This window comes from Acinetobacter tandoii, from assembly GCF_008867985.1.
Lineage (GTDB): Bacteria > Pseudomonadota > Gammaproteobacteria > Pseudomonadales > Moraxellaceae > Acinetobacter > Acinetobacter tandoii.
In genome coordinates this window covers 15,873-28,907 of record NZ_VXLD01000004.1, presented here as the reverse complement: position 1 = coordinate 28,907, position 13,035 = coordinate 15,873, and the positions used below count along the sequence as shown (strand labels likewise).

The 13,035-nt window shown below is 40.5% G+C and carries 11 protein-coding genes and 1 riboswitch; of the genes, 5 read left to right on the top strand and 6 right to left on the bottom strand.

The features are described from left to right. Positions 1-86: 86 nt before the first annotated feature. From F4W09_RS07710 to F4W09_RS07695, 4 genes are all read right to left on the bottom strand, one after another. A complete protein-coding gene (locus F4W09_RS07710; RefSeq protein ID WP_151504488.1) occupies positions 87-1,253 on the bottom strand; it encodes an acyl-CoA desaturase in 1,167 nt (388 codons plus the stop codon). 292 nt (positions 1,254-1,545) lie between these two features. Further along, positions 1,546-2,265 carry a glycerophosphodiester phosphodiesterase gene (locus F4W09_RS07705; RefSeq protein WP_151504487.1) on the bottom strand — a complete coding sequence of 240 codons (720 nt, stop codon included), beginning with the start codon at positions 2,263-2,265 and terminating at the stop codon, positions 1,546-1,548. A 218-nt stretch (positions 2,266-2,483) separates the two neighbouring features. After that, positions 2,484-3,062 (bottom strand): cob(I)yrinic acid a,c-diamide adenosyltransferase, encoded by a 579-nt coding sequence (locus F4W09_RS07700; RefSeq protein ID WP_044738732.1) that lies wholly within the window; start codon positions 3,060-3,062, stop codon positions 2,484-2,486. 98 nt (positions 3,063-3,160) lie between these two features. Beyond that, entirely contained in the window at positions 3,161-5,020 is a 1,860-nt protein-coding gene (locus F4W09_RS07695; RefSeq protein WP_151504486.1) for a TonB-dependent receptor plug domain-containing protein, read from the bottom strand. A gap of 35 nt (positions 5,021-5,055) precedes the next feature. Continuing rightward, a riboswitch (cobalamin riboswitch) is annotated at positions 5,056-5,262 on the bottom strand. A 142-nt stretch (positions 5,263-5,404) separates the two neighbouring features. Here F4W09_RS07695 and F4W09_RS07690 point away from each other — a divergent pair. The 4 genes from F4W09_RS07690 to F4W09_RS07675 all read left to right on the top strand — a co-directional run bounded on the left by F4W09_RS07690 (position 5,405) and on the right by F4W09_RS07675 (position 9,453). After that, positions 5,405-6,046 carry a phosphoribosylanthranilate isomerase gene (locus F4W09_RS07690; RefSeq protein WP_151504485.1) on the top strand — a complete coding sequence of 214 codons (642 nt, stop codon included), beginning with the start codon at positions 5,405-5,407 and terminating at the stop codon, positions 6,044-6,046. Then, positions 6,030-7,259 (top strand): tryptophan synthase subunit beta, encoded by a 1,230-nt coding sequence (gene trpB, locus F4W09_RS07685; protein WP_151504484.1) that lies wholly within the window; start codon positions 6,030-6,032, stop codon positions 7,257-7,259. Before F4W09_RS07690 ends, trpB begins: the two co-directional genes overlap by 17 nt. A 516-nt stretch (positions 7,260-7,775) precedes the next feature. Then, positions 7,776-8,291: a DUF1543 domain-containing protein gene (locus F4W09_RS07680; RefSeq protein ID WP_151504483.1), complete on the top strand. Its 516-nt coding sequence runs from the start codon at positions 7,776-7,778 to the stop codon at positions 8,289-8,291. Between the two features lie 169 nt (positions 8,292-8,460). Beyond that, positions 8,461-9,453, top strand: a complete 993-nt coding sequence (locus F4W09_RS07675; protein WP_044738737.1) for a DUF2804 domain-containing protein — start codon at positions 8,461-8,463, stop codon at positions 9,451-9,453. Positions 9,454-9,518: 65 nt separating this feature from the next. On the opposite strand, the gene F4W09_RS07670 is transcribed toward F4W09_RS07675, so the two are convergent. Beyond that, positions 9,519-10,403: a metal-dependent hydrolase gene (locus F4W09_RS07670; RefSeq protein ID WP_151504482.1), complete on the bottom strand. Its 885-nt coding sequence runs from the start codon at positions 10,401-10,403 to the stop codon at positions 9,519-9,521. 135 nt (positions 10,404-10,538) lie between these two features. Here F4W09_RS07670 and F4W09_RS07665 point away from each other — a divergent pair, with 135 nt between their 5' ends. Then, positions 10,539-11,573, top strand: coding sequence for an AraC family transcriptional regulator (locus tag F4W09_RS07665; protein ID WP_016168170.1), 1,035 nt, complete (start codon positions 10,539-10,541; stop codon positions 11,571-11,573). Between the two features lie 45 nt (positions 11,574-11,618). On the opposite strand, the gene F4W09_RS07660 is transcribed toward F4W09_RS07665, so the two are convergent. After that, positions 11,619-12,956, bottom strand: a complete 1,338-nt coding sequence (locus F4W09_RS07660; protein WP_151504481.1) for a Na+/H+ antiporter NhaC family protein — start codon at positions 12,954-12,956, stop codon at positions 11,619-11,621. Positions 12,957-13,035 lie beyond the last annotated feature (79 nt).

The window sequence follows — 13,035 nt, the reverse complement described above, 5'->3', positions numbered from 1 at the left end:
TCTCCCCACTATAACAAAACCATCACTTAAAAATGAATAAAGCTTCCATTGAGGAAGCTTTATTCAAAATTCAGAGGATTTCAGTATTATTCAGAAACCGTATTTTTTTTGATATTACGCATTAAAACTTTAAGCGTTTGACGATGATGACCTAAGCGTTGCTCGACCAATTGGAAATCCATTTTTAATTTATGGTCCATTTGGTTGATCTTCTCTGCCACAGATGCTTTCTTGGCTTGAATTTCCTGTTCTTTCAGTTTCGCCCAGTCGTTCAGTGTATGGGTAAATGCTTCGTATTCTTGAGCAATACGAGTTTTTACATTCGCCATATCTTCATTGACATTGTGACCGTAAACCGCCAAATCCTGTTCAGCGTATTTAAACTTCATCGCAAGTTCGGCTTTCTTAATATTAAAGCTTGGAATACGACGCAAGTTTTTCGCTAGACCGAGTTTTGAACACGACCAGATTAACCATTTGGTCGGATCATACTGCCACCATTTCACACCATTACGATAGTCATATTGGAAAATGTGGTGATAGTTATGATAACCCTCGCCCCAAGTGGCGATGGCAAGCAAGAAGTTATCACGCGCAGTATTTTCGTCTGTATATGGGCGCTTCCCCCACATATGGCAAAGTGAATTAATGAAGAAAGTCACATGATGGCTCAGGATTAAACGGACTAATCCACCCAAAAGTAACACGCCCCACATATCGCCTACAGCCCAACCAATAGGTAATAAAATACCTGTATGTACTAAAATGACTAAAGGTACATAGTATTTATGTTGGAACATCACCAATTTGTCATTTAGCAGGTCAGGTGCATTTTTAAAATTAGGCTCTGCTGCAGGATAATCACGTAACATCCACCCGATATGGGCAAACCAAAAGCCTTTATTGATTGAGTACGGATCTTTTTCTACATCATCTACATGGCGGTGATGGGTGCGGTGACCAGAAGACCAAAATAAAATACTGTTCTGAACGGCAAAAGTACCCATAATCATGAGAATGATTTTTAAAGGTAGTGTCGCCTCATAAGCACGATGTGCCCATAAGCGATGATAGCCCGCAGTAATACCCAAACTACTCATACCCAATAACACAATCATGCTGACCCACGCGCTTGCGCTAAAATCATGATTAATGGCATAGAGTGGAATAGCGATAACAGCAACAATAGGTAAAAAAACTAGTGCAAAAATTGCAATCCAGTTAATTGGGGCTTGAGGTAGGGGAGGATTCATCTCCAACAGCACTCCTAGAAACCTGATACAGGTTAAAATTGAGGACTTAAATCACTACAAGTTGTAAGGATTAAGATTCTGGCATATTAGCATGAGCAACAATCGTACTCTAGCATTATTGTACAGTTGTATTGTACTAAACAGTAACAGAATAAGACCATGCTAAGATTGAATTTATCGTAACCAGTCGGCTATTTTTATTGGTTGCTTAATTTATTTCTATTGTACTTTAGGTCAACTGCTGTACTCATCTTAACTCGAGCTGAATTCTGCCGACTAACGAACCAATTTTTTACTCCAAATTAAGCTGTTGCTGCATTAATTTAGGGAAATCAGTAATCAGGCCATCAATACCACATATTTGCAAATGTTTGGCACGCTGCACATCATTGACTGTCCAAACACTGACTTTTAATCCCGCGGCTTGAGTAGCTTGAATTAATGCATCGCTTGCCAATTGATTCATCCAGCCAATACGGCTACAACCTAATTCCAGTGCTTGTTCAATGGCACGTTCTTGGATGTCCTCTTCAATCAGAAGTCCTCTTTTAAATCGCGACTTAGACTGTTGTAAAGCTTGGTGAATTTTCAAGTCAAAACTGGTGATGACTGCATTATGCTCAAACCCTGTCAAAGCGCACTCTAAACTTTGAATCAGTTTTTCTGCGGCTGCAAAATCATTCACGGCTTTCACTTCTACTTCTAGATGAGAAAATTCACGTAGAACGTTAAGGCTTTGTTCTAAAGTAGGCGTCATCTGGGGGTGCCAGTCCATCCAGATTGCAGCCTGATTGTAGTGAGCTAAGTCATTCACTGTACAGGTGTAAAGATTTTGATCAATTGAGGTCGTGCGTAAAAAGTTATCATCATGCATGACCACCAATGTGTCATCTTTGAGTTGGCGCACATCAAATTCGACGGCACGAATGCCTAAGTCATTTAAATATTGAAATCCACCTAAGGTGTTTTCAGGTGCTTCACCCCGTGCGCCACGATGTCCGATAATTTGCATGTCTACATCCGCTTAGTGATTACTCTACTTTGATTATTACGGAGTTATGTGAAATTTCACAGTCCATGGGCTTATATTTGACTTATTTTTTAGAAATTTAAACGCTAAAGAATGGTTTGAATAATCATAAAAATAAAGTTTGATAAAGAGAATTTGAACAGTGCAAAAGTTATGATTGAGACTGAAGATTGATGACCTAGCCTCAATCAGGTTGCTTTTTAAATCGTGTCGTTAATATTTTTTTGCCAAAGAACTTCACTTCCTCCTTCTGCGCGTTGCAAGGTACGGGAAGCGACAAATAACCAGTCAGAAAGTCGATTTAATAATTGTAATGAACTAGATTGAATATTTTGATCACGATGCTGTACTGCCATGAGGCTGCGCTCAGCACGACGGCAAACGGCACGGGCTTGATGGGCAAAGCTACAAGCCAATGTACCTGACGGTAGAATAAAATCTTTGAGCATGGGTAAAGATTCATTCATGTGATCAATGTCTTGTTCGAGGTATTCTATCGAGATTGGCTGCACCAAGTGATAGTTGGGAATACAGACCTCACCACCCAAGTCGAACAACCAGTGTTGAATTAGACTTAAGCTTTTATCCCATGCTGTTTGTTCTGCAATATTACTTTGGCTGATTTGTGCACGTAGAATGCCAATACATGCATTCAGCTCATCGACATCACCGAGTGCAATAATGCGTAAATCATCTTTGGCTACACGAGAACCATCGCCAAGTCCTGTGGTTCCTGTGTCACCTGTACGGGTATAAATTTTACTTAAACGGTGGCCCATAATATTTCCTAGGTTTAAATGAAAAAAAGGATAATGCCGGTCAAAACATTATCCATAAACTGCGCTGTTTTTAAATTTTTTTGAGTCTTTAAGTTAAATTAATAACGGAAAGTGACTCCTGCGGAAGCTAGGCGACCACCATTCACATAATAGTATCCGCTACCATAAGATGTCGTTTTGTATTCAACATCACCAATATTCTGAATATTCGTGAATAATTTAACGTTAGGATTTACATTCCAGAATGCATTTACATCAACAGTGGCATATCCTGAAATAGTGCTATTTTTAGGTCTAGATTTAGCTGAAAGTGATGCACTAATGCCATACACTTCATTTTGTAGTCCTGATGTCAAAGTTAGACTTTGGCGTGAACGACGAGGCAGGTCTTGATCAGTTTTCTTGTCTTTTGGTTGTACATAAGCATATGAAAGATTTGTAAATAACTCATCTTTTGCCCAATCAAGGTTAAATTCGCCACCAGTGAAAGTTGCTTCCTTTACATTGAAATTTTTACCATTCTGCCAAGTAATTAAGTTATCAACCTCATTTCGGTATGCAGATAATCCCATTGTTAAGTGATTTGTAAGTTGTTGGTCGAGCCCAATTTCATAGGAAACACTTTCTTCTGGTTTTAATTCAGGGTTTCCACCCCAGCTTAATGCATATAAGTCATTATTCGTTGGAGCACGGAAAGCAGTACCAATATTGGTGTAAATACTAGTAGCTGGTAAAATTTGATAACGTGCAGCAGCTTGCCCTACGGTATGAGTACCAAATGTCTCATGATCTTCTACACGGACACCTAATTGGGTGTGTAGTTTTTCAGATTGGTATTGGTGTTGAACAAAATAGCCTGTGCTATCAACTTCTTTGTCATAGTCCACGCCATAATAACCACTACCTGAAAGAACGTCAGACTCGACATTTTTCGTTGCAACCCCGGCCAAGATATTCTGAGTAGGGCTAAATTGCCATTTACTATAAAGTTCAGCTTCTTTTGTTGTATTGTAGATTGCATCATGAGAATCATTTTGCTCAAGATCATCTTTGAATTGAGATAAGCGAGCATGAAGTGCAAAGTTATCGCTTAGGTTTACACGACCTTTAACATTAATGATTTCATTTTTAAAATCTTGAGAGACATTTTTTAGACCAATCAAATTCCAATTCGCATCATTGATACCATCAACATAGGTAGAAGTACCCTGATTCTCTGAGTAATCAACTGATGCAGCATATTGTTCTTTCTCTATGCCGAATTTTGCACTAAAGCCTTTTTGATCATAGGCTCCTGCATTGACTTGAGCATCCTTGAAGTCTGTAACTTGTGTCCCGTCAGATTCTAAGCGTTGACCCCGAATTTGCGCATAAATTCCATTCTCAGCCAAATCTGCGCCAATGACAGACTTATAGGTACTGTGCTCACCGATTTCACCAGTTACAAAAGCCCCAGTTTTTTCTGGTGTTTTAGAAACTAACTGGACTACGCCACCAATTGCATCTGTACCATATAGAACGGATGCAGGACCTTTAAGTACTTCGATTTGCTTAATATCAGTTGTATCAATAAATGCTAGTGAAGCAGAACCAGCAGAACCTGTGTTAAGGCGAACACCATCACGTAGTACAAGAGTATGAGTTGAATTTGTTCCACGAGTAAAAATTGATGCTGCTTGACCATAACCACCGTATTGCATCATATCGATAGAGGCATCACTCATGAGCAAATGTGGTAATTCTGCAATAGGAGATTGTTCAACAATTTGTGGTTCAATGATTGAAATACGTGCAGGAACGTCTTTAATCTTTTCTTCAGAACGGGTTGCAGTTACCACCAAAGTGTCTAGAGATGCATTCACAACATTCGTGTTGTCTTGTGCAGATGCAGACGTAGAGAAACCCATCGCAATAGCGATTGCGCCCACTAAAGCAGTAGGCTGAAATAAATTTGGCATGCTGGCTCCATACATTCACCCCCCGTGAATGATTGAGTTAAACGGCGCGATAAGCAGGTCTCCGGACTTAAATATAAATATTGCGAACAATATTGGTATACCCATCTTCCCACACGAGTGCAGTGATGTAAGTGCAAGCACTTATAAAGATATACGTTTCGTTTTACCGTTGCGGGGGCAGTGTTGGATTTACACCAACTTCCCTAAAGCATAATGCTCAGACTTATTGCATTTGGGCGCAGTATACGGTTTGTATGCGAATTAAACAATCGATGTAAAGATTTTTCAGGATGAACTTTACGCAAGGCGAAAAAATTGCATTACAATGATTCGCCCAGATATTTATAGATCAGCTATAAATAGGGCTGAGCTAGAGTTATAAATATGCGAACCCGTGCCAAAATTTGTGGAATTACCCGTAGTCAAGATATTGATGCTGTGGTCAATGCAGGGGCAGATGCAATTGGTTTTGTATTTTTCCCGCCTAGTCCACGTCATGTGAGTGCAGATCAAGCTAAAGAACTCGTTCAGCATGTGCCTGCTTATGTTCAAACAGTTGGCTTGTTTGTAAATGCAACTGCGGATGAGATTGCAGATGTGCTAAAAAAAGTTGCACTGGATATCATTCAGTTTCATGGTGATGAAACACCAGTAGACTGTCAGATGATTGCGACACAAGTCGGGCGTCGTTGGTATAAAGCCATTCAGGTGAAACCTGAACTGGATGTGGTCGCAGAAGTGAAACGCTACCAACAGGCAGGGGCAAGTGCAGTACTTTTAGATGCGTGGCATCCAGAATTAAAAGGGGGAACAGGACACAGTTTTGACTGGTCTCAATTCCCTAAGCTTGATATTCCTTTAATTTTAGCTGGTGGTTTAACTCCCGCTAATGTTGAAGACGCTATAAAGACGACTGGGGCTTATGCTGTAGATGTCAGCGGAGGCGTAGAATCTGCTAAAGGTATAAAAAGCCAACAACTTATAGAAAACTTCATGCAAGGAGTCCATCGTGGATCAGCAAACTAATGTGATTGACTATACCCAATTCCCTGATGCAAAAGGGCATTTTGGTATCCATGGCGGACGTTTTGTGTCAGAAACTCTAATGGCAGCATTAGAGGATTTAGAAAAGCTCTATTTTCGTATGAAAAATGATGAGCAGTTTCTGGCAGAATTCGACCGTGACCTCGCCTACTATGTAGGTCGTCCTAGTCCTTTATATTATGCTGAGCGATGGTCGAAAGAGTTGGGTGGTGCGCAAATTTACTTAAAACGTGAAGACCTGAATCATACAGGCTCGCATAAAGTGAATAACACGATTGGTCAGGCTCTACTGGCTAAACTTTCGGGTAAAAAACGAATTATTGCTGAAACGGGTGCAGGCCAGCATGGTGTTGCTACAGCGACTATTGCTGCCCGTTTGGGTCTTGAGTGTGTAGTTTTCATGGGTGCAGAAGACGTGAAACGTCAAGCCATGAATGTGTATCGTATGCGTTTGTTAGGTGCAACAGTTGTGCCTGTAGAAAGCGGTTCAAAGACATTGAAAGATGCTATGAACGAGGCGATGCGTGATTGGGTCACCAATGTGGATTCAACTTATTATGTGATTGGTACAGTGGCAGGTCCGCACCCGTACCCACAATTAGTCCGTGATTTCCAATCGATTATTGGTCGTGAAGCACGCCGTCAAATTCAAGAACAAGCAGGGCGCTTACCTGATGCTTTAGTGGCATGTGTTGGTGGTGGTTCAAATGCTATGGGCTTGTTCTATCCATTCTTAAATGATGCTGAAGTTAAAATGTATGGTGTTGAAGCCGCAGGGTACGGTATTGAAACAGGTAAACACTCTGCACCGTTAAATGCTGGTCATGTTGGTGTTTTACATGGTAACCGCACTTACTTGATGTCGGATGAACAAGGTCAGATTATTGAAACTCATTCGATTTCAGCGGGTTTGGATTATCCAGGTGTAGGTCCTGAACACAGCTTCTTAAAAGACATGCATCGTGTTGAATATGTGCCAATCAATGACCAAGAAGCTCTACAAGGTTTCCGTGATTTGACGAAAATTGAAGGAATTATTCCTGCGCTTGAAAGTGCACATGCCATGGCTTATGTCACTAAACTTGCACCGACGATGTCTAAGGATCAAATTATTATTGCGACGGTTTCAGGCCGTGGTGATAAGGACTTAATGACCGTGGCGCGTATTGATGGCGTAGAAATGGTTGAGATGTGATTTTCCTCTGATGTGAAGCTTCTCTCTTTGGAGAAGGTTGTCAAATATTAAAAACGTGCTGAAGCAATTCAGCACGTTTTTTGTTGAAATAAAAGTTTATCCAAAACATGAATAAGAGAAGGCGACATGGATCTTGCCCATTGAGCAGCCTTACAGGGATGTAATGTCTGCTCAACAAGATACTTTTGTTACTTTTGCCAAAACAAAAGTAAGATATTTCCTGCCAATGAAAACTTTGGTCAAATCTATCTTATTTGTATTGGTCGTAACGTTATTTAAATTTTGACGGAGTCTTACTGCTTACACCTCAAATGTAAGGAGTTCATAATGTTACTTTGGATAAGACCAAAGTAACCAAAGGCATCGTCATTCGCAAAACTCGTCTTATACTTTCATGTGATTAATGGAGTCGCAAAAACATCTCTCTAGAAGTGTGGTTTACCTCGAACAATTGCGAATGATGCTTCCGTGAAGCGCCTGTTAGCTATAAAAAATATCTCAAAAAAAGGAAAGAAAATGCCTAGTCTATTTATGGTTATGCTTGGTGGTCGTCATGTACGTGCCAATACCGAAGTCCATGATGTTGTATTTGCTGTGGGTGACAGCCTAGAAGACACGTATACACAATTAAAAAATGCATGGTTTGGTGAACAAAAAGGCTTACACATTGATGCTTGGGCGCAAGTGAATGGTGTCGAAAGTGTAGGGAAAAAATACCAGATTCAGTTTAGTGATGCCCAACCTCAAGTCGCAGATCAAAAGCTATGGCTAATTAATTTAGGCGGCTATGACGCACGTGAGTTTGGTGAGTTACACCGTTATGTGTTGGTCGTTGCTCCGCATGCCGCGGAGGCAAAGCAAAGAGGGAAGCAATATTTCGATGAAAAATGGCAAAAGCAACATACAGATCGTGTTTTAGAGGTAGATGACTGCATTGCCATTGATTGTATTCATGGTCGTTATGTACGTCTGGTTGAAGCTGACTTTGATGCAAACACGTGGGAAAATACTTATCTTATGTTAAATGTTTAATTTTAAACATTTTAAGTGCGTTGTGCTGATATGGTATTTTTTATGCTAACATTGGGTGAGTAAGAAATGATCGATACTTGCTGCATAAAAAAGAACGAAGAAAATTCTTAATGTGACATGCTGTATAGGTCAAAGCAGATCTAGCGATATGTGAAATGGAATTGGATAAATGGATTTAATTCAGTCGAATGGGCAGCCACATTATGGTCGCTTTAATGCATTACCTCAAAATATTGACGTTCAAAAATACCAATATAAAACTCCTTATGGAGAGGTGTTAGAGGGTTGGCGTAAACGTTTAAAATATAAAAAATTTAAATTCTGCTCAATTCAACACGAGTATTACACTATTGGAATAGCCATTGCCGATATTGCATGGGCAGGGCATGGTTTTTTTTACGTTTATAACCATCTTACGCAGGATGTTATGGAATGGAATGCCATTAATTTCTTGGCCCGTAACACACTTTTAGATGAGCAACCTTTATATAACCAAAGTTTTTTTCATAAATCGCCGTTTCAAATTGAAATGCAGCATGCCAATGGGGTGCGTTATATTCGCGTGACTAAATATGGTGAAATTAAACTAAATGCCCGTATTTTCTGTGCTGGAACACAACCCTTAAGCATGTGTAGTCCAACAGGAATTAATGGCTGGACCTATACGCAAAAACTCACCACACTGGGTTGTGAAGGCTATTTTGTCAATAAGCAAAATGAAATGGTGCAATTTCACGATAAAACTTTTGCTTCTTTAGATGATACATGCGGATTTCTTCGACCTGAAACGGCTTGGTTTTGGTTGTCTTGTAATTTCTGGGATACCAACAATCAACGAATTGGACTGAATTTAGCCTCAGGAGTCAATGAAAGTTTTGGTAATGAGAATTGCTTGTGGGTAAACGGTCAGTTGTTTCAATTGACGGATATTTTATTTGAGCATCTTGAAGAAGGGCATTGGAATATCCGCTCTTTAGATCAACGCCTCAACCTAATTGTTACGACCAGTTGGCGTCGTTATGAAAATTTGAACTTAAGATTGGTTGGTAGCCAATTTAGCCAGTGGCAAGCACGTATCAGTGGTAGTATTCTATTGGATAATCAAGAAATTGTACTGGTAGATGAGTACGGCCTGTTGGAACAACATTATGCGAAATGGTAGAGAATTCTTCATGCTGCCTCTACATTAGGACTGTTGATTTAGAGGCAGCTTGATTGAAGCATAGCTTATTTTTTACTTTGTGCTGCTTGCCAAAAGGCTTCGCCTGCTTGAATAGGATCGTTAGTTGCAGCAAGGGTATCGACCCATACATTGTATTGACGAATAATCGGTTGTTGGCTAGGGTGAAATCCTTTCTTAAACCAATCAAAATATTGTTTGCGAATACTGGTTAAAGTGCCTTTACGACCAAAGAACCATGGTAATCCTTTCATAATCATACTAAAGCGTTGCCAGCGACTAAAGCCATCATGTCTTAACATGACATTAGCACGATAGAGCGTAAAGCCAATCATCATAAGCGTGGTGAGAATGAGCGCCCATCGACGCATTGACTCTGATACTTCTCCCACTTGTTGCATTACATCAAATGCGACATCCCGATGTTCCATTTCTTCAATTGCATGCCAAGCCAAGAGTGCTCGTACATAAGGATGGGCATTGGCTAAGGTTTCTTTTTTACCATAAAAGGTTTCTGCCATTAAGGCAGTCAGATGTTCTGCCGCTGCTGTCATGGCAATATTGTATTGAGGAGAACGCTCTTCAAGTTCAAACTTGAATACTCGGTTAATTCGTTGAATAAATTGATCTACAGGCATGCCTTGTCCACGCATGACTTGGTTCATTTTTTCATGCGCGATACCGTGTTGGGCTTCTTGGCGAATGAAAGCACCGACACGTTGTTCTAACTCTGGATCCGTAATTTTATCGCGAAACAAGCGTACCGATTGAATAAAGTAACGCTCACCATCAGGAAAAGTGAGGCTTAACGCGTCAAATACACGGGTTAAAAATGGGTCATTGTTCATCCAGAAGCGGGGTACCTGATCTAATTTAAAATCGAATTCGGTACGAACAACAGGATGAACTTGATTTCGGACTATTGTATTCATCGTTTTTTACTAATAGAACCTTCGATAAGAGCAGTATGTCGATGTTTATCGGAGAAGTTTTGACAGTACTTGCCATTTTTTATACATTTTATGCCATATCGAAAATAAAAAAATGTCAAACTGACAGGTAGAGCCATGTATACATTACAAATTCCGAATGGCTTTTTTCATTTATGGCACAGCTATCTTAAATCACGTCATATTGATGGTTTTGCATTTCCTTTCTCGACGGTGCAAAAACAACAGTTGCATTACATTTTATCACAACCAATTGATGCGCAATCATCGTATGCTTTATTTATTGATTTAATACAACAAACAGAAAAGCAACTCAACTGCCCTCATCTTATTTTCGATATTGTGCAGCATATACAACCTGAACATTTTGGTGTATTGGGCTACATTGCATCGAAAAGTACCAGTGTCGCAGAAGCTTTACAGTTTATCTTGCGTTTTAACCGTTTAGTGATTGATGGGCAGGAAACGCTGCCTATGCATATGTCACAAGTAGATCAGAGCATTCATATCCATTGGGGATTTTCTCACAGCGAGCATGTACTGATTAATGAAATGACCGTTGCTGCAATGGTGCAATTGGCTCGACAGATTTTTTCTTTTGATCAATTCGCATTGAAAAATTTATATTTTGCGCATGCGCCACGTTGTGCGGTTTATCATTATCAGCGTTTTTATGGCTGTGATGTATTTTTTCATCAAGTGCGTTATGCCTTAGAGTTGAATCGTGAAAGTTTATTACTGAAGTCTCAGCAACCCGACCCATCGCTTAATCATTTGCTACTTAAACATGCCGAAGAGGTGATTGCAGCAAAATCTGCGCATATCACGCTCATGACCCATTTACATACACTTGTGGCAGAGTATTTAGTATTTCATCAAGATGTGCCAAAGCTGGAATGGGTAGCGCAAGAGCTGCACTTATCGGTACGCACTTTACAGCGGCAACTCAGTGAATTTGACAGTTCATTTAAAAAAATTATTGAAACGGAACGAATGAAACGTTGCGATATTTTGCTACAGCAAAAAATGAGTTTGAGCGAAGTGGCTTTAGCACTGGGGTATTCAGACCAGTCAGCTTTGGCACGTGCTTATAAGACGGCAACAGGACAGACGCTTTTAGTTCGTCGACAACAACTCAAGCTGCGTGAATGAGATAAAAAAGCGGTTCATTGAACCGCTAGAATTGAGCAAGTTTGATTAGATCGTCTTTTGATTCAATTTCGGGTAGCGTAGTACGATGGCTAAAATGGCAAAAATCGCCAAGACCCAACAATAGTAAATATGACCAATCAGCTCGACTGGGGAGAGTTTGGCAATGGAACATGCCAAAAGCAGTTGAGCACCATAGGGGATCAAACCTTGTATCACGCAAGAGAAAATGTCCATGAGGGCAGCGACACGTTTCGGATCTAACCCATACTCTTGCGCTACTTCACGGGCCATATCACCCGATAAAATAATTGCGACCGTATTATTGGCAACAAACAAGTTCGAGAAGATGACCAAAAAACTGACACCCAGCTCGCCAGCACGTTGTTGTCCAACTTTTAACAGACGAGTCAGGCTATAAATTCGCTGAATCAGCCATTCTAAGCCACCTTCACGTTGCATGATGCTTGATAGGCCACCCAATAGCATTGAGAGCAATGCCACTTCAAACATGCCCACAAAGCCATCATAAATTGAGGTATTCAATTTTAGTAAAGTAAAGCCGCTCTGTTGTATTAAACCAATTACACCAGAAATCATAATGCCAATGGTTAGAACCGCTAAAACGTGTAAGCGACTAAAAGCCAAGAAAAACACGGCAACATAAGGAAGAATCAGCCATAAATCATAGTCTTGATATTGAATGGCTTGAGAATCCTTACTCATCAAAATAAATACTAGAATGGTAATGATAGACGCTGGCCCTGCAATCCAAATATTGACCCGGAACTTATCGCGGAGTTGCACTTTTTGACTGCTGGTTGCTGCAATCGTGGTGTCTGAAATCATAGATAGATTGTCACCAAACATCGCACCACTCACCACAGCACCAATCGCCATCACGGTTTCAATATTAGTCACTTGGGCAAAGCCAAAAGCAATTGGTGCACAGGCCGCAATGGTGCCCATAGAAGTCCCCATAGCCGTTGCAATAAAGGCAGAGATGACAAACAGCATGGGGAGAACAAAAGCAGGAGGAATAAGAGATAGTCCAAGTTGGACGGTCGCATCTACACTGCCAATTGCACTGCTGGTGCTAGCGAAGGCACCTGCCAGCATAAACACCATAAACATTAAGATTAAATTAGGGTGGCTTGCCCCTTTTAGGAAGGTTTCAATGGCTTGGTTCAGGTGACCCTTAAAAATTAGTACTGCAAGGATAACCGCAGGTAGAGCAGCCACAGGCGCTTTAATTTGATAAAAGGCAAATTCGGTGCCAATCAGGGAGTGATAAATTCCGCTACCTAAAAAGATAGCCAAAAAAACAATAAGGGGGAGTAGCGCAAGCGCTCGGGCTTGCACTTTGCCCTGTGGGTCGGAGGTCATAAATGTTAGGAAACAGCGAATAAGTGCGCACAGTATAATGGAGCTTTAATCATTTCTTAAAATTAAAATGTAAAACTCG

Excerpts from the sequence above, each read along its gene's own strand:
- F4W09_RS07710 (WP_151504488.1), bottom strand. The coding sequence starts at position 1,253 with ATGAATCCTCCCCTACCTCAAGCCCCAATTAACTGGATTGCAATTTTT.
- F4W09_RS07705 (WP_151504487.1), bottom strand. The coding sequence starts at position 2,265 with ATGCAAATTATCGGACATCGTGGCGCACGGGGTGAAGCACCTGAAAAC.
- F4W09_RS07700 (WP_044738732.1), bottom strand. The coding sequence starts at position 3,062 with ATGGGCCACCGTTTAAGTAAAATTTATACCCGTACAGGTGACACAGGA.
- F4W09_RS07695 (WP_151504486.1), bottom strand. The coding sequence starts at position 5,020 with ATGCCAAATTTATTTCAGCCTACTGCTTTAGTGGGCGCAATCGCTATT.
- F4W09_RS07690 (WP_151504485.1), top strand. The coding sequence starts at position 5,405 with ATGCGAACCCGTGCCAAAATTTGTGGAATTACCCGTAGTCAAGATATT.
- F4W09_RS07680 (WP_151504483.1), top strand. The coding sequence starts at position 7,776 with ATGCCTAGTCTATTTATGGTTATGCTTGGTGGTCGTCATGTACGTGCC.
- F4W09_RS07675 (WP_044738737.1), top strand. The coding sequence starts at position 8,461 with ATGGATTTAATTCAGTCGAATGGGCAGCCACATTATGGTCGCTTTAAT.
- F4W09_RS07670 (WP_151504482.1), bottom strand. The coding sequence starts at position 10,403 with ATGAATACAATAGTCCGAAATCAAGTTCATCCTGTTGTTCGTACCGAA.
- F4W09_RS07665 (WP_016168170.1), top strand. The coding sequence starts at position 10,539 with ATGTATACATTACAAATTCCGAATGGCTTTTTTCATTTATGGCACAGC.
- F4W09_RS07660 (WP_151504481.1), bottom strand. The coding sequence starts at position 12,956 with ATGACCTCCGACCCACAGGGCAAAGTGCAAGCCCGAGCGCTTGCGCTA.